The sequence below is a fragment of the Ignavibacteriota bacterium genome (assembly GCA_016212665.1).
In the GTDB taxonomy this organism is placed as follows: domain Bacteria; phylum Bacteroidota; class Ignavibacteria; order UBA10030; family SZUA-254; genus FW602-bin19.
This window is the reverse complement of sequence record JACREZ010000024.1, coordinates 25786-51895: the sequence shown is the minus strand read 5'-3', so window position 1 is coordinate 51895 and position 26110 is coordinate 25786. Positions and strand designations below refer to the sequence as shown.

21 protein-coding genes are annotated in these 26110 nt (G+C 44.0%); 19 read left to right on the top strand and 2 right to left on the bottom strand.

What is annotated here, in order from left to right; genetic code table 11:
- Window positions 1–53 precede the first annotated feature (53 nt).
- From HY960_07930 to HY960_07870, 13 genes are all read left to right on the top strand, one after another.
- The gene (locus HY960_07930) at window positions 54–1190 is read left to right on the top strand and encodes a glycosyltransferase (GenBank protein MBI5215668.1); all 1137 of its coding nucleotides are present in this window, start codon (window positions 54–56) and stop codon (window positions 1188–1190) included.
- Window positions 1190–3676: an exopolysaccharide biosynthesis polyprenyl glycosylphosphotransferase gene (locus HY960_07925; protein MBI5215667.1), complete on the top strand. Its 2487-nt coding sequence runs from the start codon at window positions 1190–1192 to the stop codon at window positions 3674–3676. The genes HY960_07930 and HY960_07925 overlap by 1 nt, the downstream gene beginning before the upstream one ends.
- 158 nt (window positions 3677–3834) lie before the next feature.
- Window positions 3835–4554 carry a polyprenol monophosphomannose synthase gene (locus HY960_07920; protein ID MBI5215666.1) on the top strand — a complete coding sequence of 240 codons (720 nt, stop codon included), beginning with the start codon at window positions 3835–3837 and terminating at the stop codon, window positions 4552–4554.
- Window positions 4555–4557: 3 nt separating this feature from the next.
- Window positions 4558–6510: a glycosyltransferase gene (locus HY960_07915; protein MBI5215665.1), complete on the top strand. Its 1953-nt coding sequence runs from the start codon at window positions 4558–4560 to the stop codon at window positions 6508–6510.
- Between the two features lie 34 nt (window positions 6511–6544).
- Window positions 6545–7495, top strand: coding sequence for an acetyl-CoA carboxylase carboxyltransferase subunit alpha (locus HY960_07910; protein ID MBI5215664.1), 951 nt, complete (start codon window positions 6545–6547; stop codon window positions 7493–7495).
- A 60-nt stretch (window positions 7496–7555) separates the two neighbouring features.
- Window positions 7556–7909: a four helix bundle protein gene (locus HY960_07905; protein ID MBI5215663.1), complete on the top strand. Its 354-nt coding sequence runs from the start codon at window positions 7556–7558 to the stop codon at window positions 7907–7909.
- A gap of 55 nt (window positions 7910–7964) precedes the next feature.
- Window positions 7965–8378, top strand: a complete 414-nt coding sequence (locus tag HY960_07900; protein ID MBI5215662.1) for an acyl-CoA thioesterase — start codon at window positions 7965–7967, stop codon at window positions 8376–8378.
- Window positions 8378–8548, top strand: a complete 171-nt coding sequence (locus HY960_07895) for a Trm112 family protein (protein ID MBI5215661.1) — start codon at window positions 8378–8380, stop codon at window positions 8546–8548. Before HY960_07900 ends, HY960_07895 begins: the two co-directional genes overlap by 1 nt.
- Window positions 8541–9383, top strand: a complete 843-nt coding sequence (gene nadC / locus HY960_07890) for a carboxylating nicotinate-nucleotide diphosphorylase (protein MBI5215660.1) — start codon at window positions 8541–8543, stop codon at window positions 9381–9383. Before HY960_07895 ends, nadC begins: the two co-directional genes overlap by 8 nt.
- 152 nt (window positions 9384–9535) lie before the next feature.
- Window positions 9536–11011, top strand: a complete 1476-nt coding sequence (locus HY960_07885; GenBank protein MBI5215659.1) for a polysaccharide biosynthesis C-terminal domain-containing protein — start codon at window positions 9536–9538, stop codon at window positions 11009–11011.
- A gap of 284 nt (window positions 11012–11295) precedes the next feature.
- Window positions 11296–12327, top strand: coding sequence for a T9SS type A sorting domain-containing protein (locus HY960_07880; protein ID MBI5215658.1), 1032 nt, complete (start codon window positions 11296–11298; stop codon window positions 12325–12327).
- Between the two features lie 474 nt (window positions 12328–12801).
- Window positions 12802–13062 carry a hypothetical protein gene (locus tag HY960_07875; GenBank protein MBI5215657.1) on the top strand — a complete coding sequence of 87 codons (261 nt, stop codon included), beginning with the start codon at window positions 12802–12804 and terminating at the stop codon, window positions 13060–13062.
- 199 nt (window positions 13063–13261) lie between these two features.
- Window positions 13262–13600, top strand: a complete 339-nt coding sequence (locus tag HY960_07870; protein ID MBI5215656.1) for a hypothetical protein — start codon at window positions 13262–13264, stop codon at window positions 13598–13600.
- A gap of 363 nt (window positions 13601–13963) precedes the next feature.
- Here HY960_07870 and HY960_07865 read toward each other — a convergent pair whose 3' ends face one another.
- Both HY960_07865 and HY960_07860 read right to left on the bottom strand, forming a co-directional pair.
- On the bottom strand, window positions 13964–15340 hold the full coding sequence (locus tag HY960_07865) for an amidohydrolase family protein (GenBank protein MBI5215655.1): 1377 nt from the start codon (window positions 15338–15340) through the stop codon (window positions 13964–13966).
- Window position 15341: 1 nt separating this feature from the next.
- A complete protein-coding gene (locus HY960_07860) occupies window positions 15342–18437 on the bottom strand; it encodes an amidohydrolase family protein (GenBank protein MBI5215654.1) in 3096 nt (1031 codons plus the stop codon).
- A gap of 213 nt (window positions 18438–18650) precedes the next feature.
- Between HY960_07860 and apaG the strand changes: the two genes are divergently transcribed.
- The 6 genes from apaG (at window position 18651) to HY960_07830 (ending at window position 26048) form a co-directional block, all read left to right on the top strand.
- Window positions 18651–19034 (top strand): Co2+/Mg2+ efflux protein ApaG, encoded by a 384-nt coding sequence (apaG, locus tag HY960_07855; protein MBI5215653.1) that lies wholly within the window; start codon window positions 18651–18653, stop codon window positions 19032–19034.
- 146 nt (window positions 19035–19180) lie between these two features.
- The gene (locus tag HY960_07850; GenBank protein MBI5215652.1) at window positions 19181–21292 is read left to right on the top strand and encodes a M28 family peptidase; all 2112 of its coding nucleotides are present in this window, start codon (window positions 19181–19183) and stop codon (window positions 21290–21292) included.
- A gap of 192 nt (window positions 21293–21484) precedes the next feature.
- Window positions 21485–22222 carry a TerC family protein gene (locus HY960_07845; GenBank protein MBI5215651.1) on the top strand — a complete coding sequence of 246 codons (738 nt, stop codon included), beginning with the start codon at window positions 21485–21487 and terminating at the stop codon, window positions 22220–22222.
- 123 nt (window positions 22223–22345) lie between these two features.
- Complete coding sequence (locus tag HY960_07840) at window positions 22346–22669, top strand: DUF971 domain-containing protein (GenBank protein MBI5215650.1); 324 nt, start codon at window positions 22346–22348, stop codon at window positions 22667–22669.
- Window positions 22670–22672: 3 nt separating this feature from the next.
- Complete coding sequence (locus HY960_07835) at window positions 22673–23353, top strand: DUF1573 domain-containing protein (GenBank protein MBI5215649.1); 681 nt, start codon at window positions 22673–22675, stop codon at window positions 23351–23353.
- A 184-nt stretch (window positions 23354–23537) separates the two neighbouring features.
- On the top strand, window positions 23538–26048 hold the full coding sequence (locus tag HY960_07830; protein ID MBI5215648.1) for an SBBP repeat-containing protein: 2511 nt from the start codon (window positions 23538–23540) through the stop codon (window positions 26046–26048).
- The last annotated feature ends 62 nt before the right edge of the window (window positions 26049–26110 follow it).

The window sequence follows — 26110 nt, the reverse complement described above, 5'->3', positions numbered from 1 at the left end:
TAAACGTGTTACCTCGCCTTCTAATCCTTTCCTCTCGTTTTCCATTCCCGCTTATGGGCGGAGACCGCATTCGCATCTATCATTGTTGTCGGGTGCTGGCTCAACAGTACGAAGCAGAGCTGCTGGTAATTAACGAGGGGAAAGTACAACAGGAATATGTTGATGAAATAAAAAAACTTGGCGTGAAAGTAACACTCTTTGAAATGCCTTCATGGAGATGCAAGGTCAATGTTGCCGGGGGAGTCTTTTCATCACTTCCGCTTCAAGTTCGATATTATTATTTCAAAAAAGTTCAGTCGTGGCTCGATGAGCATGTCAAAGAATTTGATGTTGTTCTTTGCAATCATATCCGAAGCGCGGAGTATTTGAAATCAAAAAAGATAAAAAAGATTCTTGACTTACATGACGCTATCTCGTTGAATTATTCCCGTGCAAGCGAGCACGCAAAAGGAATTTGGAAATGGATTTACTCAGTTGAGAATAACAGAGTGTTGCCGTATGAGATTGACGCGGTGAATTCGTTCGATGCTTCATTGATTGTTTCTCCAATTGATAAACTTCATTTAGGTAAACACGGAGCGGATGAAAAGAAGATTACCGTACTTCCGGTTGCAGTGGATGATAAATTATTTCACACAAGAAAAATATCTGACGAGAAAAATTGGGCAGTCTTTGTAGGAAAGATGAACACAGTTGCAAATTCTGACGCGGCTGTGTATTTTGCCACAGAAATTTTTCCCTTGATTCGTAAACAACAATCCGATGCTGAATTCTATATCGTTGGCGCAGACCCTACTACAAAAGTGACCAGACTCTCTCAAATTCCCGGCGTCCATGTTACCGGTCAGGTTGCAGACCATCTTGAATATGTTCTCAAAGCCAAAGTCGCAGTTGACCCGATGCGATTCGGCGCGGGAATGCAAAATAAAATTCTTGAAGCGTTTGCACTTCGAAAACCTGTCGTAGCGACAAGTCTGGCAGTGGAGGGAATCGAAGGGAAAAAGAATGAGCATTTTCTCGTTGCTGATTCTCCGAATGATTTTGCCGATGCGGTGTGCACCTTATTCAAAGATGAACAACGAAGAAGGCAACTTGGCGAAGCTGGAAGAGAATTAGTTTTGTCAAAATACTCATGGGATACTGTTGGCGATTCTTTGCTTCGGATAGTTGAACAGACTTTGAAATCCTGATGTTCGGACTTTTATTTTTAACATCGCTTGCAGCATTTCTCATCACGTGGTTTGTAACCCCGCGCATCCGCGCTCTTGCCATCAAAAAACAAATCGGTGATTATCCGGGTGAACGGAAAATCCACTCGAAGTTTATTCCACGACTTGGTGGAGTCGGAGTGATTGCAGGATTTGCAATTGGGATATTCGCTACGTTCTTGATTGAGCGTGAAGCATTTCAATCATTGCCATTTCAATTTACAGGATTAATCGGAGGGCTTGTACTCATCGCCGCCGTCGGTGTGTATGATGATATTAAAGGAATCGGCTCGACAGGAAAATTAATTGTTCAGATTCTTGCCTCCGTTATTGTCATGTCATCGGGACTTAGAATTGAATCGCTTTCATTGCCATTTCTTGAACCGATTCAGTTGGGATGGATTTCGTATGCACTCACATTGCTGTGGTTGGTCGGAGTAACGAACGCGTTTAATCTGCTCGATGGATTGGACGGACTTGCGTGCGGCGTCGCGGCAATCGGTGCACTTGCTTTCTTCTTCATGGGTGCATATTACCACGACCTGTTCCTGATGACAACTACGCTTGTATTATTTTTTTCCTGTCTCGGTTTTCTTCGATACAATTTTCATCCGGCTTCGATTTTCATGGGAGATACGGGAAGTTTGTTTCTCGGATTTCTTCTTGCATGTTTGGGATTACGTGTCCTGCAACATTTTACAGTTGCACAAGCACCGGTTTCATTTCTTGTCATCATTGTCGCCCTCGCAGTTCCTATTGTGGATACGTCTGTTGCATTTTTCCGACGTGTGAGAAAGCGAATGCATCCCCTCAAAGCGGATAAAGAACACATTCACCATCGTCTCATGGATTTGGGGTTGACACACAGACAAACGGTAGTTGTTCATTATGCAATTGCGATAAGTTTGGGAGTGATTGCATTTGTTCTCATGCGAGTAGATGGACTCTATGCTACATTGTTATTGGGTGCAGTTGTCGTTGCAGTCTATCTCAGCATCGGGCGGCTTGGTTATCTTGAAGAAATGAAAGCGAGACATCCTGATGAACGTCCGCCGATTCAACCACTGAGCATTGCGAGAATTATTGACCGTGCATTGCTCGCGAGTGGTGATTTATTTGCAATTCTTCTTTCTTTTCTGATTACGTATTGGCTTCGTTTTCACTCTGGTATATTCGCTGTGGAAAGCTACGCTCCGCTTGAAATGTATTTCTCAAGTCCGACCGTTTTAATTTTTACGTTAATGTGGTTCATCATGTTCGCACTGGCGGGATTGTATGATATTCCCTGGGATTGTTCGCGGATTGATTACATCATCTCCATCATCAAAACAATTGGCTGGGGAACGATCCTGATTTTTCTTGCAACACTTGATTTTGAAAACGGAACACTCGAAGGTCGTGTGACAACATTGCTCTACGGAGTAACGGTTGCACTTTGTGTCGTAGTAGTCCGGTTGGCGATTGTCACGATTGAACGAAAGCATGAGATACTCGGGTTCCGAAGGAGGAATACGCTTATTGTCGGAACATCGAACTTAGCCAAAGAACTCGTTGAAGAAATTCAGGAACGTCCGGGATTGAAATATGAAATCATCGGGTTTGTTGACAGAAATCCAAGCGTAGAACAATTTGCCGAGCATCCAGTTCTCGGTTCGTATGATTTGATTCCCGAATTGGTGAAGAAGCGGAATGTTGAAGAAATTCTTATTACCGCAACGCATGATACCCGAGAAGAAATTCTTGATGTCGTCTCCCGTTGTAACGGAATGGTGCCTACAGTGAAAGTCATGGCAGAACAGGTTGATATTCTGAGCGGCTTCAAGACGGAAGAAATTGTCGGACACCCGCTCATCCGTTTATACATGATGAATATGAAGCGCTGGCAGTGGACGGCGAAACGACTTATTGATATTCTCGTTTCATTGATTATCTTGATTCCTCTTTTGCCTGTCTGGTTGTTTATAGCCATCATCATCAGGATTGATTCGAGCGGACCTGTATTTTTTGTACAGGAACGAGTCGGGAAAAATGGGAAGAAGTTCAATCTCATTAAATTTCGTTCGATGATTCATGATGCAGAAAAAGAGACCGGACCTGTTTGGGCATCGCCGGAAGATAAACGCAGAACCCGGCTCGGAAGAGTTCTTCGCAAACTCCGTCTTGATGAAATTCCGCAGTTCATCAATGTGTTAAAAGGAGAGATGAGTCTCGTGGGTCCTCGCCCCGAACGACCGTTCTTCGTCGAGCAACTGAAAAAAGAAATCCGTTTTTACGGACGACGTCTGCTCGTTCGCCCCGGGATTACCGGCTGGGCGCAGGTAAATCACCGTTACGATATCTCTTTTGACGATGTGAAAGAAAAAATCAAATACGATTTGTATTATCTGGAAAATATGTCGTTGACGCTCGACTTCAAAATATTTCTCAGAACAATTTTAGTAGCGTTGAGCGGAAAAGGAACGCATTGAAGTTTTTAGTTTCAGTTTTTTGTTTCCTTTTACCCAAATATAAAATAACAAACTACGACTACAAACTATCGACCATAACAAAAAGCCATAAACAAAAAACACAGTGTTGATAAAAATGTACATTGTCAGAATTGCAAATGACTTATAAAGATTTGACCATGAAAAAGATTCTTGTCGTTACTCCTACATACAACGAAGCAGAAAACATAGAACAATTCATACGCGAAGTTCTCTCCAAAGATACACGCGTTGAAATGCTTATAGTTGATGACAATTCCCCTGACGGAACTGCATTAATCATTAAGAAACTTCAGAGCAGTGAACCAAGGATTCAACTGATGGAGCGTCCGGGGAAAATGGGACTTGGAACTGCGTACGTTGAAGGATTCAAGTACGCGTTGAAAAACGGTTACGATGCTGTGTTTGAAATGGATGCGGATTTCTCCCACGACCCGAAAGAAATTCCTGCAATGCTTGAACGCATCCAATCATGCGATCTTGTGATTGGTTCGCGGTACATTGGCGGCGTTCGTGTTCTCAACTGGCCCATCCGGCGATTGATGTTGAGTTACGGCGCAAGTGTTTACACTCGCATCGTCACCGGTTTAAAAGTCAAAGACACGACTGCCGGATTCAAATGTTTCCGTCGTGCCGTACTCGAAGCAATCAACCTCGACAAAGTTCACTCGAACGGCTACGCATTTCAAATTGAAATGAGTTTCAAAGCGTGGAAGAAAGGTTTCCAACTCTGCGAGCATCCGATTGTATTTATGGACAGGCAGATGGGAACATCGAAGATGTCGAAGAAGATTGTCTATGAGGCGGTCTTCATGGTGTGGAAACTCAAGTTTCAAAGTTTGTTCGGCGTTTCGTTCTAAGCGATGCAGATTTCTGTCATCATTGTGAATTACAATGTGCGGGCGTTTTTGGAAAACTGTCTCGTCTCGGTTTTCAAATCGCTTGAGTCTATTGAAAGCGAAGTAGTTGTTGTTGACAACGCTTCCGACGATGGCAGTGTTGAGATGATTCGACAGAAGTTTCCACACGTCCAATTGATTGCAAATGCTGAGAATGTCGGATTCGGAGCGGCGAATAATCAGGCGGCAAAAGAAGCGAAAGGAGAATTTCTTTTTCTCTTGAATCCGGACACAATTGTTCAGGAAAATACTTTTCGAGTCATGTTTGATTTTTTCCGGCAACATCCTGAAGAGGGACTCGCCGGTTGCAAAGTTCTCAACTCGGATGGGACGTTACAACTCGCTTGTCGGAGAAGTTTTCCGACACCGTGGATTGCCTTCACAAAAATTATTGGATTAAGTTCACTCGCGCCAAATTCTGCTTTCGTTTCAAAATATAATCTTACCTATCTCAGCCCGGACGAAACGTACGAAGTTGATGCAGTCAGCGGTTCGTGCATGATGATTCCAAAATCAATGTATGATTCTGTCGGTGGATTTGATGAGCAATTTTTTATGTACGGCGAAGACCTCGACATTTGTTACCGTGTTCAGCAAGCAGGCAAGAAAGTCTTTTACGTTCACGCCACACAAATCATTCACTACAAGGGAGAAAGTGTTCGCCGGAGCGACATCAATGAAGTCCGAATATTTTATCAGGCGATGCGGTTGTTTGTGCAAAAACATTTTCGCTATGGCTTTATTGCAAAACTGTTTCTCGGTTTCGGTATTGCCGTGAGAGAATGGTTTGCATTGTTTGAAAAACACGCGCTCATGTTTTCGGCAATGCTGTTCGATTATGTTCTTGTCATTGCATCATGGTTTGCAGGTGAGTGGCTGAGGTTTGATGAAGTGTTCCACTTTCCGCCGTACGCCTATCCCGCACTTCTCACGGTTCCGCCGTTACTGACAATCGGCACATTGTTTTTGTCTGATGTTTACACCGCCCGGAAACATTCTTTCGGACGAACGGTCAATGCAATTGTTATTTCATACATTCTCCTTTCTGCGTTGACTTTTTTCTTTAACGAATATGCGTTCAGTCGTTTTGTATTACTGATTGCCGGTGTAATCAGTTCAATCCTGTTAACGGGTTGGCGAGTAGTTCTTCGTTCACGTCAAACAGGAGAAATGTTTTCCAAACGAACGTTAGTTGTTGGAACGGGTGCCTCGAGTTTGGAATTGCTTTCAAAACTCAAAACAAAAAATCAGCACGGTTATGAAATTATCGGCTTCATTGATTCGGACAGGAAGAGAATTGGTGAAGAGGTGGACGGAATTGAAATTCTCGGAAGTATCGAAACAATTGGTCGGGTTATTCAACAACACAATATTTCTGAGGTGATTTTTTCCAACAACTCACTTTCGTATTCCGAAATGCTTTCTGTCATCAGTAATTCATCTGACCGGGCAGTTAACTATCGTTTGGTTCCGAATAGCATGGAGGTAATCATCGGCAAAACTCATATTGATGAGTTGAACGATTTACCGCTTGTGGATATTGAATACAACATCAATCGCTTACCGAATAGAGTAGTGAAGCGGACGGTTGATATAGTTTTCAGTTTTTTATTTTTGCTTTTATGGTATCCGTTCGCCCGACGTCATTCTACCGCAAAGGAGAATCTGCCAAAAGTATTTTCAGGAGAAATGAGTCTCGTCGGTATCGTAGTGACCGAAAATAATCGAAAAGAAAAGCGATTCAGGAACATCGGCAAACCGGGTTTAACGGGACTTGCACAGGTGAATAACTTTGATAAATTGTCAGCGGAAGAAATTGCACAGTACAATCTCTCGTATGCAAAAAACCAATCATTTTTTCTTGATATAGAAATCATTCTAAAATCGTGTGTTGTATGGATGAGAAACAAAAACTAATTTTCATTTTGAATTTTTAATTTTGCATTGATGTATGGCAAAAGCAGTTTTAGATTTTGAAAAACCGATTATCGAACTCGAACAAAAAATCGAGGAGATGCGGAAATACAGTGACCGGCTCGACATCGGAAACGAGATTCACAAACTCGAAGCGAAAGTCGAGGACCTCCGGAAGAATATCTACTCGCGGTTAACACGCTGGCAGAAAGTTCAACTTGCGCGGCACCCGGACAGACCATATACGCTCGATTATATCAACATGATAACAACGGATTTCATTGAGTTACATGGAGACCGTGGTTTCCGCGATGATAAAGCAATCGTTGGAGGGTTCGCCCGACTCAATGAACAACCTGTCATGGTCATCGGAATGCAGAAAGGGCGTGATACCAAATCAAATCTGTACCGGAATTTCGGAATGCCGAATCCCGAAGGATATCGAAAAGCGCTTCGCCTCATGAAACTCGCGGCAAAGTTTCATCGCCCGATTATTACGATGATTGATACACCCGGGGCATATCCGGGACTTGAAGCAGAAGAGCGAGGACAAGCGGAAGCGATTGCCCGAAACTTGTTTACGATGTCGCATCTTCCCGTTCCGATTATCATCACCATTATTGGTGAAGGTGCATCGGGCGGCGCGCTTGGTATCGGTCTCGGCGACCGTGTGTTGATGATGGAAAATTGTTGGTACTCCGTTATCGCTCCGGAATCATGTTCAAGCATTCTCTGGAGAAGTTGGGAATACAAGGAACAAGCGGCGGAGGCGCTCAAACTCACCGCGCCCGATTTACTCGCGCAGGGAATCATTGACCGGATCATTCCCGAACCGATTGGTGGCGCTCATCGTAATCCACCGATGGCGGCAGAAACCCTCAAAAAAGTTCTCACAGAAGAAATCGAAAAGTTAATGAAAATCAAACCGGACAAGTTGATTGAGAAACGGATTGAGAAGTATTCGAAGATGGGAGAGTTTGAGGAATAATTTCGAATTGCGGATTGCCAATTGCGAATTTATTATTGAATGATTTAGTATGAGGTTTGTATGACACCCGATGAAATGAAGACGAGAACAAAAAAGTTTGCATTGAACGTAATCAAACTTGTCGAAACATTACCAAATGGAAGAACGGGAGATGTTCTAGGAAGACAATTGATACGTTGTGCGACATCCGTCGGCGCATATTACAGGTCTGCCTGTAAAGCGCGGTCAAAGGCAGATTTTATTTCTAAGATTACTGTAGTTAAGGAAGAGGCAGATGAATCTCAATTTTGGCATGAACTAATCATTGGTTCAAATCTACTAAAAGAAAGTGTTGTACTTCCGTTGTTAAATGAGGCGAAGGAATTAACTGCAATCTTCACTGCGTCCGGCAAAACTGCAAAATGGGGGAAGTAATTCAATTCTTCAATAACGAATTCGCAATTGGCAATCCGCAATTCGAAATCCCGCAATGGTAGTATCTGAAACAACAATCCGCGTTCGCTACGCTGATACGGACCAGATGAAATTCGCGTATTATGGAAGATACTTCGAGTACTTCGAGCAGGGGCGTTCGGATCTACTTCGAATGATTGGATTGCCGTATCCTGAAATCGAGAAGCGCGGATTCTTTCTTCCGGTGATTGAAGCGCATGCGAATTATCTCAAGTCGGCTCGATACGATGATGAACTTGTTGTGAAAACTATTTTTAAGGAACTGCCGCAAGCGCGGCTACGCATTGAGTACGAAGTCCTTAACAACGAAACAAAAGAATTGTTTGCAACAGGACATACCGTTCATAGTTTTCTTAATGCTTCAACAAACAAACCGACACGTACGCCTGAATTCTTTCTGCAGGCAATCAATAACTATCTACAACAATAATGCTTACACCCGAATTACTTTCTGTTTTATGTTGCACTGTCTGCAAATCTGATTTGAACTATCGTTCAGAGAAGAACTTGCTCTGTTGCACTTCCTGCGGACAGGAATATCAAATCAAAGATAATATCCCGATAATGATAGTTGATAAAAAGGAAAATGAACATGAATGATAGTGTTATCAATCGAATAGTTGAAGAGGCGTTGCGTGAAGATTTGGGATTGGGAGATGTTACGACCGATTCAATCGTTCCGCCTGAACAGCAAGGACAGGGAACGATTCTTGTGAAAGAAGAGGGAGTGATTGCCGGGTTGGAAATTGCCGCCTACGTTTTTTATTGTGTTGATACGAATTGGGAAATGTCGTTTTCGAAGAACGAGGGAGATGAAGTGAAATCGGGAACGAGCATTGCCACACTCAAAGGTTCACTTGCAAGCATGTTGAAAGCGGAACGGACAGCGCTCAATATTCTGCAACGGATGAGCGGGATTGCAACGCTTACAAAGAAATTTGTAAAAGCAGTTGAAGGAACATCGGCGAAAATAACTGACACACGTAAAACCGCTCCGGGGTTACGCCTGCTCGATAAGATGGCAGTGCAACTTGGTGGCGGTGTCAATCATCGTTTTGGACTTGACGACATGGTCTTGATTAAAGATAATCATATCGAAGCCGCAGGCGGAATTGCAAATGCGATTGAACGATGCCTGTTGTTTATCAAAGAGCATAAACTCAACATCAAGGTTGAAGTCGAGACAAGAAATGTGGAGGAAGTGAAAACAGCGATGCAATTTCAAGGCATTCACAGAATCATGCTCGATAACTTTTCACTCGATGAAATGAAGAAAGCAGTTCACATTATCAACCACGTAGTTGAAGTGGAAGCGTCGGGCAAAGTCAATCTCGAAACCGTCCGCGCTGTTGCAGTGACCGGAGTAGATTTTATTTCAATCGGGATGTTGACCCATTCACCGAAAGCGCTTGACATTTCACTTGAAATTAGTTGACGGTTGTCAGTTTCCGGTTTACAGTTTTCTGTTTCCTGTTTCCTGTTTTCAGTTTATTGTTTTTTAGTTTTTGGTTGTTAGTTATTCGTTCGTTGCAATAATCAAAAATCTGAAATCCTGAATCTTAAATCATTATCTATAACATCCACGACATGTTTGATAAACTGAAACAACTCGGCACCGACACCGCAATCTACGGCATCAGCACAATCGTCGGTAGGTTTCTGAATTTTCTCCTTGTTCCATTTTACACGAACGTCCTTGCACCGGGTGAGTACGGAGTTGTCAGTTACATGTACTCGCTGATTGCGTTTGCGAATGTTGTCTATACGTACGGCATGGAAATTTCGTACATGAAATATGCAACATCGCTTGAGATTGGAAATCAAAGGCAAAACTTCTGTACACCATTATTTTCACTCGCGGGAACATCAATAACATTCACCCTTCTCCTCTTCGCACTTACACCCTCGCTTCCAAGCATACTTTCATTGCCTTCAGACCTCACAACAATTCTTTACTACACTGCCGGCATTCTCCTTTGCGATACACTCTCCGCAATTCCCTTTGCGTCGTTGCGTTTGGAAAGAAAAGCAAAACGCTTCGCGCTCATCAAACTTCTCAACATCATCATCAATGTTGCAATGAATGTTGTGTTGTTAGTGAAGTTCAATTTTGGAGTTGAAGGAATATTCATCAGTGGATTTGTTTCTTCTGCCCTGACTGTCGTGATGTTGCTTCCGACTATCAAACAACATTTTCTGTTCGAGTTCGATAAGACTTTATGGAAGTCATTACTCAAGTTCGGGTTGCCTTCAATTCCGGCAGGTTTGGCGGGAATGGTGTTGCAGGTCGTTGACCGTCCGATTCTGAAAGCCCTGACAGACGATGCGACTGTCGGAATTTATCAGGCAAATTACCGTCTCGGCATTTTTATGATGTTGCTTGTTTCCATGTTCGATTACGCGTGGAAACCATTTATGTTTTCCGTTGCGAAAGAAGAAAACGCCAAAGAACTCTTTGCACGTGTATTAACGTACTTCACGCTTGCAATGGCAACTGTGTTTATCGTTCTTACATTTTTTATTGATGATATTGCGCGGCTCAATTTCTTCGGGCATCATCTCATCAATGAACGGTATTGGAGCGGACTCGATATTGTTCCGCTTGTGTTGCTCGGTTATGTGTTTCTCGGAATGGCGACGACAATGTCAGCGGGAATCTACATCGAAAAGAACACGAAATACAATCCTCCGATTACCATGACAGCCGCCGCTGTAAACATCGCGGCAAACTTTCTCCTCATTCCTATCATCGGAATGTCTGGAGCGGCGTGGGCAACGCTCGTCGCATATTTCGTTATGGCGGTGATGACATACATTATGTGCCAACGCATCTATCCGATTCACTACGAGTGGGGGAGACTTGGGAAGATTGCTCTTGTCACTACCGTCGTCATTCTTGCAGAAGCAATCATTCTCGCTCCGAGTATCGAAATACTGTTGAAGGTACTTTTGGTAGTTGTCTTTTTTCTTTTGTTGGGGATACTAAAGTTTTTCGAGAAGGGAGAGATGGCTGTTATCAAACAGCAGTTGAGCAAAGTGAAGCGCTCAACTTCAAAAAATTGACGATTGAGTCATTGACGTTTGATTCATTTGAAAGTAATCAATGACTCATTGATAAAATCATAAATCGTCAATAAAAACTCTCTTGCATCTTTCCGTAATTCTGTTAAATTGCAACTAAGAACGCGTTGCCGAATTGTCTTTGCGAGCGTAGCGAAGCAATCTCACAATCGAATATCGAAAGGAAATGGGATTGCTTCTCCCGCTAAAGCGGGATCGCAATGACTCAATTGTGGATTCGGAAACCGCTCACAAAATAATTTGCACACAAGTCAGTAAGTATTACCATGAAACATCTTGCTACAATCTCAGCCATTCTTTTCTTGGTTTTGATTTCATCAACACTCCTGTTCTCCCAGGCATCAAATTATTTTCCAAATTCCATCGGCACAACATGGACATTCGACGGAGTAATGCTCGGCGCTGGCGATACGGTTATGACCGGCTCAGAATATCGGGAAATTGATAGCGTTGCCGCTTACTCGACCATTAATGGAAAGAACGCGTACACAATACAATCTCGACTCGAAAGCGGAGTTCCGAGCGGTACATCCTCCTTTGCATTCGAGGGGGCGAACGCGTTTGTCTATCTCCCGACACTTCCACCACCGCTCGATACGATGATTGACGTGCCGCCTCCGCAATGGCTGTTGTCATTTAAGTTTAACTCCGGCTTTACACCGGATTGGACTATTATTGAATGGGACACGACAATTACTTTTGATACCCTCACGATTCCTGTTGCGATAAGAATTTCAGGCGACCGTGAAACTCTGAACGATGAAGTCATCGTTCCGGCAGGTACATTTACAGCCGCTCGTTTTAATATCATCGAACAGGTCGGTACAACAATCTTCGGTCCCTTTATCCCATTCTTTACCATGGTTGATACATTCTGGATAGCACAAAACACATGGATTGTCAAACACGCGCGGTCAGCGGTTTCTGTGGAAATCCCCGCAACGACTGACACGATTTCCTTCACGATTCCCGGGGTGCGACGAGAACTGGTCGCCTTCAATCCGAACGCTGTCAATGGAGAAGAAGACGTGCCATCCGGATTTGCGTTGTATCAGAATTATCCGAATCCTTTTAATCCCGCGACGAATTTCGAATTTCGGATTGCCAATTTCGAATTTGTTTCTCTGAAAGTTTTTAATGTACTTGGTCAGGAAGTAGCAACACTCGTGAATGAAATGAAAAGCCCGGGTGAACATTTTGTTACATGGGATGCAAGCGGATTGCCGAGTGGGGTGTACTACTACAGATTGACTGTAGGAAGTTATTTGCAAACAAAAATGTTACAAATTGTCAAATAACTTTCCAAGATGATTCTATGAAAATTAGATGTTTCATTTTGGGGATTGAGTTTCGCCAAATGCGTACAAGTGCACTCACGACCATTAAAGGTAAGTAGTAAAATTCCCTTCCAGTAAGAATGATAATATGTTAAAATGGAGTCGGGTTAAATGAAAGATTCAACCTTAGGAATATTAATGATAATTGTAGGTACAGGCTTGTTGTTATCATGGAATTTCTGGATTAAGCGAAATAAAAATGAACCCTTCCCGTGGACCAAAGATTCACCAATGGGTGAATCACTATACACAATACGAATGATATCAGCGATACTATTTTCATTAATGCTCATCATTTTTGGAATAGTCTCCATTGTCAAGGATTGAAAGCCCTGTAACTTGGAGTGAGTTGCACTCACGACCACTGTTGGTCGGGATTACAACTCCTTCTCAGTCGGAGATAAGTGAAAGATTATAACTAAATTTTAACTGAATATGTTGATTTTCTCAAAGCTGTTTACCCCCAAACAATTAACTGAAAAAGAATTTAAAAGAAGGGGGATTCTTTTGTGGATATATGCAATACTATGGTTTGTTAGTATTTATGCTGTTTATATTTGGTCGATTACAATCATTCCTAAATTTTTTCTTATAATAGCTGAGATATTTCTTGTTCCAGATATGCCGGGATTAACGATGTCCTACAAAGAGTATATAGAAAAATTTAATTTAGATAATGAGAAAAAAAAATTATAACTAGGAAGTTGTAAAATACAAAAGCTCACCTCACATGAAATTGGCACATTTGGTTTAGTGGCCACGCATATGCGGCTCACTTCAATCCCGATGAAATCTCAAATTCTTCTGACCGGTTTCCATCGAAGGAAAAGTGAGTCGCACATTTGGTACTTAACAACCTGCAAAAATAGGTAAGTTTAGAAAGTCATTTTTGAAAATGCCCTTTTTACGCTGTACGGAAGGTTTGTACCAAGTTACGGAAGAGTTTGCCATCGGGCGGGAAGAGTTTGCCGTCGGGCGGGAAGGGTTTGCCATCGGGCAGAAAGGGTTTGCCATCGGGCAGGAAGGGTTTGCCATCGGGCAGAAAGGGTTTGCCATCGGGCAGGAAGGGTTTGCCATCGGGCGGAAGGGGTTTGCCATCGGGCGGGAAGAGTTTGCCATCGGGCGGGAAGAGTTTGCCGTCGGGCGGAAGGGGTTTGCCATCGGGCGGAAGGGGTTTGCCATCGGGCAGAACGGGTTTGTAGTCGGACGGGAACGGTTTGTCCTTGGGCGGTGATGATTAAAAAGGTATCAAAAGGTAGGGGCGAATTGCAATTCGCCCTTACAGGTTGATTGGGGGTGAGTTACACCCACCACTGTTGGTCGGGAGTTCATTTGTCCGCCATCGGTGGAACTCCTTCCCAGCATAGAAATGGAATGACAAAATAAGAAAGCCCACCTCACATGAGATGGGCTTTGTTGTAAACTACGGACGATATGCAATGACCATTTTTGCATCACCGTAAACGGTGACGCTACTGTAATCAAGTCGGATGAATCCGACTAACCGTCATCTACAATCGGGTGTATTGGTCAAATGTTGTTAAGTCCGATTTATCGGGCTTGGAATTTTATAGCGTGACCGTTCACGGTCATGCGGTTATTTGTAATTCCCAATCCCCAGCCGCTCATACTTCTCTTTATACTTTTCGTACAGCCGCTTCTGTTTGTCATTCAATTCAATCTTCTTGCCTTGAATGTATTCCTGTTCGACTTGCGTTGTAATTTCGAGCGGGTCGCCGGTGGTGACAATGAGCGTTGCATCTTTCCCGACTTCGAGCGAACCAACACGGTCTGCAACGCCAAGGAGTTGCGCGGGGTAGAGCGTCACCGATTTTAATGCTTCATCTTTCGACAATCCATACGATGCCGCCATCGCCGCATGGTACGGAATGTTTCGCTCGTTCGACATTCCTCCTTCGCCACCGATACAATATTTCACTCCTGCATCAAATAATTTTTTCGGGAGTGTCATCGGGTCATCGTACGCTTCGAAGCGTCGCCACGGTGTTCTCAACATCGGGTTGACGATGACGGAAATATTTTTCGCCTTCAGCAAATCAGCCACGCGCCACGAGTCATATCCGCCGAGAAGAATCATCTTCACGCCTTCTTGTTCTGCCCATGCCACTGCCGCTTGTATCTGCTGAACTTCTTCAGCATTCACCATCACCGGCACGTTTCCTTCAAGCACGGGAATCATCGCTTCCCATCGCAAGTCGGTTTCATGGAAGGGAATTCCTTTTTCCGTTTCCGCTTTCTTCGCTTTCCAGTAAGCACGTGCATCGTTGAATGCATTGCGGATTTGGTTCAGCGCTTTGTCCCGGTCTTTCTTCTGCTCTTCTTCACTGCGACGTTCCCACCATGCTTTGTTGATCGTCATCGAGGGCCAATTGATAATCAAACCGACGGGAGCTTTGTAAGTCATGTCTTCCCACGTCCAGCCATCAAGTTCAATCAATGCGGCAGTCCCGCTGATTGCGCCGCCTTCAGGCATTGTTACCGCCATTGTTACGCCATTCGAACGGGTGATAGGAATTCCTTCGCTTTCCGGGTTGACAGCAACCTCAGCACGAATATTCGGATTGACCGGACCGCTTTCTGAAACATCGTTGGTTGCGCGCACCGCACCGATTTCTGACAAGCCGAGATTCGTTCGTGCATTTATCATTCCGGGATAAACGTGCTTTCCCTTTACATCAACCCGGTCTGCGTTTTGCGGAACCGCAACGTTCGAACCGAGCGCGGTAATTTTTCCATTATCAAACACAATTGTTCCGTTTGAAATAACATTGCCGCTAACGGTGTGAATTGTTCCGCCGACAAGCGCAATCGGTTTCTCCTGTTTCTTCGCCGGAATCTCACTCGCGGGTGAGCGGTAAGCAGAGAGCAGTGAAAAAAGTACAAAGTACAAAGTACAAAGTACTGAGTACCGAGAATGGAGTAATGGAGTGATAGAGTTTTGGAGTCGTTTCATATTACTTACTTTCCTTTCCTTCAATTTCATCCTGACATGAATAGCGTTCTTTATACCAGCGTGGTGGTCCGGATGGTCCGCCGCCGCTACCGCCGCCATCTGATTTTGCAGAGAGAATTTTTTGAACGAGTGTTGCACGTTGTTTCTGATTTTCTACACGCATCATGTTGTCTTCGTCCCGGTCGAAATATTTCCGACCATCAATCCATGTCTGTTCGCACATTGAATATGTCGAAAGCGGGTCGCCGCTCCAGATGACGAAGTCGGCATCTTTTCCAACTTCAAGCGAACCAACCCGGTTATCAATCCGCAATTGCTTTGCGGGATTGAGAGTAACAAACTTGAGCGCATCCTGCGGAGGAACGCCACCGTACTTTACCGCCTTTGCGGCTTCGGTGTTCATGCGTCGTGCCTGCTCATCGCTATCCGAGTTGAACGAGACAACAACGCCTGCATCATGCATCAACGCGCCGCAATATGGAATTGCGTCAATCACTTCCATTTTGTACGCCCACCAATCGCTGAACATCGAAGCGCCCGCTCCGTGTTTCGCTAACGCTTCGGCTACTTTGTATCCTTCCAGCACATGCTGAAATGTTCCGATTTGAAAACCGAAATCTTCCGCAACACGAACCAACATCAGAATTTCATCCTGACGATACGAGTGCGAGTGAACGAGTCGTTTCCCTTCAAGAATTTCCAATAACGTTTCTGTTTGAATGTCTCGGCGTGGTGGAATCTTTCTTGCGCCGCTCTTGAATTCATCCCTGATTTTCTTGTAATCTCTTGCCGCCTGAAATTCATCTCGGATAATCTGCTCTACACCTTGACGAGTTTGTGGATACCGTGTTGTATATCGCTCGCCCCAATTACTTTGTTTGACATTTTCGCCGAGTGCAAACTTGATTCCGGGAATTGCACCTTCAAACTTCATCTCTTCAGGCAACGCGCCCCAGCGAAGTTTGATAACTTGATTTTGTCCGCCAATCGGATTTGCCGAACCATGAAGAACGTTTGCCGCAGTTAATCCTCCGGCAAGTTCGCGGTAAATTCCAATATCATCCGAATCAATAATATCGCCGATACGAACTTCGGCGGTGATTGCTTGTCCGGTTTCGTTCACGCTTCCCGCTGCGGCAGAATGTGAGTGAGCATCAATCAAACCGGCAGTAACATGTTTTCCCTGCGCGTTAATGACTGTTGCATCTGCAGGCGCGGTGAGGTTTTGTCCGACCTGTTTGATTTTTCCTTTCTCAATATACAAGTCTGCATTTTCGAGATTGCCCTGAGGACCGCTCGTCCAAATCGTTGCGCCGCGAACGAGAAGTTTATCTACTTGTTGAGGAAGCGTTGCTCTCCCGAATTCTCCATACGGATACACGGGGGAGAAGGAAGACATTTGCGGTGGCTTTGGTTTTGAAGTATCAGGTTCCTGTTTGAATTGCTCTTTCCTATTTGCAGTCCATTTGAACGGCTGACCATCTGCCAACTCACCAGTCCCCATTAGCCACTCACCCGACGCAACACCTGTCATACGAACTATTCCCTTCGCACCAAGTGAATCGCTTGCGAACGAAACGGCAAGTTTCATATCGGAAAAAGAAATGTTGGAGAACTTTGCATCTTTTCCTTTTGCCTTCGCGCTTCCGGATGGTTTATCAACTTCACCTTTCAGAACAAACGTGAGCGAATCAATCTTTAATTCTTTTGATGTTACTTCCCACGTGCCGCGAACATCGTACTCTGTTTTTGGTTTGATTTCGAATCGTTTGCCGTCAATCCAAGTCTCACGGATTTTTGTTTTCTCGTTGAATAACTCTCCGTCTGTGATGACAAAGTTTGCCATCTTGCCGACTTCGAGTGTTCCTACTTTCTTTTCAACACCGAATAATTTTGCCGGAGTTGTTGTGAGAGCGGCAAGCGCGGCATCGGCAGAAAGTCCCCGTTCGATTGCTTTTCTGAGATTTGTCGGAAAGTTTCCGATATCTTTTAATGTGGATGTAGTCAGTGCAATTTGCACTCCTGCTTCCTGAAGTCGCTTTGGATTTTCCGCCGCTTCATCCCAATGTCGAAGTTCCTGAAGAGAGACATTCAATGCTTCTTCGGGTGTTTGAACGGATGGCGTTTCCGGAAAGTTAAGCGGGAGAATAATCGGCGCGCCGGTTTGCTTCACTGCATCAAGCCGACGGTATTCATATCCGTTCCCTCGTACCATCAATTGTAAAGAAAATTCCTTCGCGATGTTTTGTGCGCGAAGTGTTGCAAGTTCATCTCCTGCTTCAAACATAACCGGTTGCTTTGCAGAAATAACATCTTCCAACGCGGCAAGGTCGTTTGTAAATTCCGGTCGTGGTTCGTTCGGATATTTTGCTGCCGCTGCCCATGCATCACGATGCCATTGAGCATCAAAAAATGTTTGTCGCATTAAAGCAATTGCTCCCATGAGTGAGTTCGGGTATTCTTCTCCCTGCGAAGATTCAAACGAAAGATGTTGAGCAATGCGTGATTTGACTATAAGTTCATTCGTCTTTCCATCACCCAAATTGACAAGAGAACTTGTCCCTCGGAAAATTCCTTTTTGAGGAACAACCAGAGCAGTTGTGAATCCCATGCCTCGAAGTTTTTCCATTGCTTTCGGGTCGGGGTTGAAAAGTTCATCGGCGTTTTGCGCAGCGAGCACATTTCCGTTCCAGTATTTCGAGCCTCGAACTTCCGGCTGTTGTTGCTGTTGTCCTTGCGGTTGGTCTTGTCCCTGACCGCGTTCGGGTTTTTTCGGAACTCCGATATCAGAATAACTTTCGATAAGTCCGGGATATAATGTCATTCTCGACGCATCCCAAACACGCGCGTCAGCAGGAATTGTAACGTTGTCACCAACGGCGATAATCATTCCATCACGAATGACGAGCGTTCCCTTATCAATGACCTTTCCGGGAGCGGTGATAATCTTTGCATTGGTAAATGCATGAACAGTCGGCGTGTTTTGCCTGATACCGATGGGCGGTTCTGTTTGTGCAAGGAGTTGTGCCTGCATCAACAGAACAAGAACAAAAATTGCAATCATCTGATGCAATGATTGCATTGGTAAACGCTTCATAAAATTTCCTTTGAAGTTAAGAGAGTATGATTGTCGTGACTATTGAGGGTAATTCATCACAGAGCCACAAAGTCTTACGTCAGGATTTAATGTAAGATTCAATGGCGAAAAAGATACAGGAATAAAGAGGGAAAAGCAAGTACCTTTGCACCTTCCACGCAGTTTCCGTACCTTTATACCCATCAAACATTCAGTAATCGAATCTATCAAATAATGACACTTTACACAGCCACTACCGAAGATATAAAAGTTAATGTCCGTGCGATTTACCTCGATGGACAATCCGATATTCTCGCCCGAAAATTTGTTTTTGCCTATTTCATTCGAATCGAAAATCATGGTAACGAACCTGTGAAACTTCTTCGTCGTCATTGGTTCATTCACGATTCATCGAGCGACGTGAAGGAAGTTGAAGGGGAAGGTGTTATCGGAAAAACGCCGCATATCAACCCGGGGGAAGCACACGAGTACAACAGTTTCTGTGTCCTTGAAACATTTGAAGGATATATGGAAGGAACGTATCTCATGCAACGAGCGAATGGAAGTCTGTTTGATGTCAGGATTCCGCGGTTTGTACTTCGAGCTTTGTCGAATTAGTACTTTGTACTCTGTCATTGGTCATTAGTCAATAGTTATTCGTCATTGAATCGTTCGACGAAACTATTCTTATATTCATCAACAGGAAACCGGAAACCAGAAACTGTAAACCGTAAACTCCATCACTCCACAACTCCATTGATTTTATGAAACTATCAATTTCATTCTTCTTACTAATCATATTTTATACACAGTCGCTGTTCTCCCAGACAACTCCCTTTCTCTCTGATGATGAAATCAGAATGTTGTCGTCTGAGATTTCGGGAGACCGGGCATACGAACACATTCGAACGCTTTCACAGTGGCATCGCATTTCCGGTTCCGATGATTATTTCAAGTCGGTTGAGTACATCATGAAGGCGGCAAAGGATGCAGGCCTGGAAGATGTGAAATTTATTGAGCAGCCATTACAGGGGAAGAAATATAATCCACGTTCGGCTGAGTTGTGGATGGTTGAACCGGTGGAGATAAAACTTGCTGATGCCGCCGACCATGCAGTTATCCTTGCGGATGGAAGCAGTGACGCAAATGTTACCGCTGAACTTGTGTATATCTTTGATGCAAGTAAAGACACCTTGAAAAATATTGACGTTGCCGGAAAAATTGTTTTGACGAACAGCTCGACCTGGGCGGCAGTGCAAAACGCTGTGTGGGAGAAAGGCGCGCTCGGAGTTGTCTGTTATCAAACTTCTGAAGGGAGAAACCCGATGGATTTTCCCGACCAGATCGGTTGGAAAGGAATTCCGAACACACCACCGGAAGGAAAGAAACCGACATTCGCCTTCGTCATTTCGCCGCGCAAAGGAGATGCCCTGAGAAAGATTTTGCAGACGACAAACATGCAGGATTATCTCGCAACCGGAAAAAAGACAAAGGGCGGTCGAATAGTTGTTAAAGCGAAAGTTGATACGGAAATCAGCGACACGGGGAAGACCGGATTTGTTGAAGGATGGATTCGCGGCTCGAAGTATCACGACCAACAAATAATCGTAACAGCGCATTTGCAGGAAGAGAAGGGTTCGGCGAACGATGACGGAAGCGGTTGTTCAAGTATCATGGAAATTGCACGCACCTTGAACAAACTTATCAAAGACGGAAAAATCGAACGACCGTTACGCGATATTCGCTTTTGGTGGACGGATGAAATTTATTCCGAGTACCGATACTTTCAGGATTTCCCTGACGAACCGAAGAAATTCTTAGCAAATGTCCATCAGGATATGGTCGGTGCGAATCAGGCGTTCGGAAGCCGCGTTCAGCATTTGATTTTCGCGCCACACTCGCGCACTTCGTATCTTGATGCTATTTTTGAAAGCATTGGCAATTATGTGATTCTTTCAAACAACGCATTTCTCGCGGCAAACCGAAGCGGCGGTTTACCCCGACCGTTCAGTCGCCCGATTTTTTCAACAAGAGGAACACGACAGGGATACAACGCTCGCTTCGTTCCGTATTTCAATTCGTCTGACCACATGTGTTTTATTGAAGGAGCGATTGGTGTTCCTGCCGTTGCAACAATCAATTGGGATGATGATTACATTCATTCATCCGATGATGACCTTTGGCAGATTGACCAGACACAATTACAACGCAACGCATTCCTGATGGGCTCGACTGTTTTCACACTTGCCTACGCGACGGAGAACAATGTTGCAACTCTCGCAGGCGAAATATTCGCTCAGGGAGTGAAACGGCTTGGCAACGATATTCAGGTAGCGATGAATATTCTTCGGGATTCTTCTATGTCATCGAATGATGGCTGGAGTGATGCTTCGCTTCTTATCGAACAGGGAATTCTCAGGGAAATTCGTGCATTGCAATCAGCCGATGTCTTCACAGCATCAGACAATAATGCAAAGGAAACAATCGCACAATTTGTGAAGCGGATGAAGCAAAAAGAATCTGACTTGAATAAAGATATATCGGTTTTATATCAACAATTACACGGCATATCACCGAAAAATAAACTAACCAACGAGGAACGTGCGGCAAGTAAGAAAATTCCTGTTAACAACGACACGCTGAAATCATATTTTGAAAACAGGAACAAAGCAAATTTCTCAGTGAGTCTTCATGGTTTGATGCAAGACGAAGTGTATAATTTTGTAGACGGCAAACGAAGTTACTTCGATATTTACAAAGCAGTCCGCTCAGAACAACTCGCCGCCGGTTCGTGGTATTACGGAACCGTGACGCTTGGTGATGTTGTGAAGATGCTCGATGCGGCGGTAGAATCACACGCATTGCGACTGAGGTAGTTATCCGTTATCCGTTATTGGTTACTCGTTTGTTTGATTTAACACAAAGTTGTTAGTTTGTAGTTTTTGGTTGTAGTTTTTGGTTGATAGTTTGTCATCACAGAAAAAACAAATAAAGAAATAGCCCAAAACCCCAAACCCGTAACCTGTAACCCTCAAAAATAATCAGAAATCAGAAATCAGCAATAAAATATGGAATGGCTCTTTGACCCTCAGGCGTGGATAGCGCTCGTCACCCTTACGATTTTAGAAATCGTGTTGGGCGTGGATAATATTGTTTTCATCTCGATACTTTCCGGTAAACTTCCGCCCGCTCAACAAGCAAAAGGAAGAAGCATCGGATTGTTTCTCGCGATGTTTACACGCATCTTACTTCTCCTCTCATTGAGTTGGATAATGAGATTAACAGAACCGTTATTCACAATATTTTCCTATGAAATTTCCGGGCGTGATATTATTCTCATCCTTGGCGGATTGTTTCTGCTTGGGAAAAGTACACATGAGATTCATAACAAACTCGAAGGGGCAGAAGGCGAACATGCAATCCCGAAGAAAATTTCTTTCTCAGGTGTTCTCTTCCAAATCATATTGCTTGACATTGTGTTTTCCCTTGATTCGGTTATTACGGCTGTCGGAATGGCAAATCAGGTCGGAATCATGATTACGGCTATTGTTATCGCTGTTGGCTTCATGATGTTGTCAGCAAAAGCGGTGAGTACGTATATTGACAAACACCCAACGGTGAAAATGCTTGCGCTCAGTTTTCTCTTACTCATCGGTGTTTCGCTCATTGCAGAAGGACTGGACCAACATATTCCAAAGGGATATATTTATTTCGCCATGGCATTCTCCATTTTTGTTGAAATGCTGAACTTGAAATTAATGAAGAAATCAAAACCGGTGAAACTTCATCAACAGTTTGAAAAATAGGAATCAGTCACCGGGAATCAGTGCGTTGTCATTCGTCAATGGTCATTTGTCATTTGTTGTTCTTCTGTTTTCTCAACTACTTAACTACTCATCTACTCAACTACTTTTAATTTTGAACTGATTTTGATACCAACAAACTTCAAACGAATTTCTCCATCCGAACTTAAAGTCGTATGGTATGATGGTCACGAAAGTGTTTTCCAGATAGAATACTTGAGGGATATGTGTCCGTGCGCAGGATGCGCGGGGGAGACTGTTCTGTTTCAACAATATATTCCGCCGCCGCCCGATAAATTAATTCCCGGACGATATGAATTGAGAAATATTGTTCCCGTCGGTTCCTATGCCGTGCAAATAGTGTGGGGCGATGGACATGAATCGGGAATTTATACGTGGGAACACTTGTTGAATCTCTGCCCGTGCGAAGTACATTCAAAGAAGAATTAATCTATGAAGGTAAAATATTTTTTAGGTTTTGGGTTTTGGGTTTTGGGTTTTGCATTTGTGTTTGCACAACCGAAACTTTCAGTTAAGGAGGGAACGAAATTCCAGCTTGGCGAAGCGAAGGAGGGCGCAATTCTCGAACAGAAACTTACATTACAGAATGTCGGGAAAGATACACTTATCATTGAAGATATTCGCGCTACATGTGGTTGTACAACCACGAAAACCCATAAGAAGCGACTCGGTACAAATGATACGACTGCATTGACTATTTCTGTCAACACAAAAGGATTCAAGGGTCCGGTCAAGAAAGAAATTTTCATTACGACAAACGACCCGAAGCAAGCCGACCTTGAAGTCGAACTTCTTGTCACCATCAGAAATGTTATTGAGTTTGAACCATCATTTGTGAATTTTCGGACAGTGAATTTCGGAAAGCCAGCAAAACAGTCTATCACCATCAGGAATACCTCGGAAAAACCGATTTCGATAACATCGGTTACAAGCCCGGATTCACAAATAATTGCAAAACCGAAAACAAAAACAATACAGCCTAAAAGTTCAACGCAACTGATTGTTTCTCTTTCTGCTAAGAAAAAAGGGAAAATTCTCGGACAATTGCTGATTACGACAAATCATCCTGAAAAAGACAGTCTCAGGCTTTCGTACGTCGGAGAAATCAAGTAAGAAGGTATTTTCTTTCTTGCTTCTGATTTTTTTTTCTGTAAATTGTGTCAGTCGTGAGCATCAATGACAAGTATCATCTCTTCTTCTTTTTCCTGTACACGACTGCGAATCATCAATCAGAAGATGATTCAAACCGGAAATCATCTATTTATTTTAATTTACATTTTTTCTGAAAGGAATTATTATGCAAGAGTTTATCACCATTTATCAAAAACACATTCACAGTTTTCTCCTGATTGCCTGTGTGTTGCTCTTGAACGGGGTTATCGTACAGGCACAAGTTCCACATTATGAGTGGGGCCGCAGCGCCGGCGAGCGGGTGTATAATGAACTTGGCTACAGTGTTGCCACCGATGCAAACGGTAATGCCTATCTCACGGGACAATTCATTACAAAAATTGCCTTCGATAAAATCAAACTTTCCAACATGAAAGGCGATTTGAACAACGAAGATATTTTCGTTGCAAAATTGAATACACATGGACAGGCGCAGTGGGCGAAACGTATCACCGGAACGCAAACTGAATATTCCCGCGGCATTGCCGTGGATGCATCCGGCAATACATTTGTCACGGGTAATTACCGGAGTTCAACATTGACACACGGTTCGTTTACCATCACGAACGGCGGATCCATAGACATGTTCATTGCAAAGTTCGATGCAAATGGAAATGCTTTGTGGTTGCGGGGCGCTGGCGGAGCGCAGGGCGATAGCGCTTATGCAGTCGCTACCGACAACAGCGGAAACGCGTATGTCATCGGTTCGTTCGGAAGCAACACGATTACCTTTGGCGCTACAACGCTTACCAATCAAAGCACGAACGATGCATTCGGTGATAAGAACACCGATATTTTTATAACAAAATATGATTCAAGCGGAAATGTACTTTGGGCTACATCGTACGGCGATTCAGCATCAGAGGAAGGACGCGATATCCGCATTGATGCTTCGGGAAATATTTTTATCTGCGGCACGTTTGGCAATAGCGCTTTTATGATTGATACTGCACATGTTACACACTCTGGCGGTTATCACCCGAATGGAAATCCGTATCCTGATATTTTTCTTGCAAAATTGAGTCCGACACTGGATGCCTTCTGGGCAAAAAGCGCAGGCTGGATGGCGGCTGATGTTCCGTGGGGAATGGGGATTGATAATGCAGGAAATTCTTACATCACCGGTTCATTTGAGAGCGATACGGTTCGGTTCAGCACAACAAAAATCCCAAATCAGGGGTACAAAGATTTTTATCTCGCTAAGTATGATATGAACGGCAATTTTGCTTGGGTAAAAACTGCCGCCGGATTGTATTCGGAAGAAGGAGTAAGTATCGGGGTTGATGGTTCGGGGAACAGTTATGTCACCGGGTATTTTGATAGCGATGCTCTGACATTCGGTGCGACAACGTTTACGAATGTAAGTACTCCGGAGAGCAAACTCTTTCTCGTGAAGTATGACACGGATGGAAATGTTGTATGGGCGAAGTCTGACAAACCGCAAACCGGGATCGAACGTTCATATGAAGTTGCCATCAACGGAACCGGGACGCTCTACCTCACCGGCAGTTTCACCAGTATGAATATGATTTTTGATAATATTGCTATTCTCAATTCAAATCAGAGTTTCGGTGTTACCGATGGATTTCTTTTGAAGATGTATGAAGCAGCGATTACACCCTCAACGATGTTTCGAACTCTGACGCAATCCGACTTGGAAGTAGCATCGGTGAAAACAAAGACGTCGACTCCGACGTTTGGGAACGCGAGGGATACAGCATTCATCCGTGGTTTTCCGAATGTCAGCAGCAAAAAAGACCCGTTCTACCCGGGAGGATTACTTCTTGGCATCGCACGCAATGATAGTCCGAAAGCATACGGCTGGATTCGTTTCACGCTGAAAGGGAAAACGGTTCAGGATTTTATGACACAAACCGGAACTGCACGCGGCTTTGATGTTCTCGGAACAAAAATCTTTGTGAAGGAATTAAAGAACCCGAAAGACTCGAAGTACAACAACAAACTTGCCGGTGGTCTGGCGGCGCTGAGAATGAACATGGCGCTCAGTTCGCACCACATAACGCAGGAAGGATTCCGTGACCTTGTGTTCAATCATCCGTCGTACCCGACGCATGTGTTCAATGGAAAATCCATGTACGAAATCGGAAAATATGTTGATACGATGTTGACCTATTTCAAACTCTTTTACACAAGCACGCCGACTGCTCTTTATGATTCTGCCGCCAACTGGTTGGATTCCATCAACACTTCGTTCAGCGGTGCGCTTGGATTTGTCACGCAAAGCCCGATTCGACTTTCAAGTGTGAAGCCGCTCAGCGATGTAGCGTTTTTACAGCAACCGACAGCCAAAACGAATATGTCGTTTGAAGAGAATTATTCATTCTTTGCACCGAGACAGTTTGAACTGATGCAGAACTATCCGAATCCGTTCAACCCGACAACGAATTTCGGATTTCGGATTGCCGATTTCGGATTGGTGACGTTGAAAATTTATGATATGCTGGGACGTGAAGTAGCAACTCTTCTTGACAACGCTGAAATGGAAGAAGGTGAATACCAACTGAGTTTTGATGGTTCCTCACTTGCTTCAGGATTGTATTTCTACAAGTTAACCTCAACAAGCATTGAAGACGGAACGACGCTGACCGAGATGAAACGGATGATGCTGATAAAATAATTTCCGACTCCGTCACACTGAGCGCCCGCCTGCCAAAGAACTTGTTCGTCGGGCAGGAAGTC